A 249-nucleotide genomic window follows, 5' to 3' on the forward strand; every position below is an offset into this window, starting at 1 on the left:
GTGAATGGCGCGACCGGAATCACGGCTGACGTTTCTTGGGATCTGCAAGACCCGGCAACGGATGCGGGCTATCTGAACGAACAGCAGGTGACGACGCTCATCAACCGCGACGGCTATCGCTTCTGGGGCTCGCGTACCTGCACCGACGATACGAATTTCTCGTTCGAAAACTACACGCGCACGGCGCAGGTGATCGCGGATTCGATGGCCGAAGCGCAGGCGCCTATCGTCGACGGCCCGCTCAATCCG

The 249-nt window shown here is 61.0% G+C and carries 1 pseudogene; it reads left to right on the top strand.

The features are described from left to right. Nucleotides 1-249: pseudogene (locus tag SB725_RS32930) on the top strand (phage tail protein); the annotation flags it as partial.

The sequence above is a fragment of the Pseudomonas sp. SIMBA_041 genome (assembly GCF_046535095.1).
In the GTDB taxonomy this organism is placed as follows: domain Bacteria; phylum Pseudomonadota; class Gammaproteobacteria; order Pseudomonadales; family Pseudomonadaceae; genus Aquipseudomonas; species Aquipseudomonas mucoides.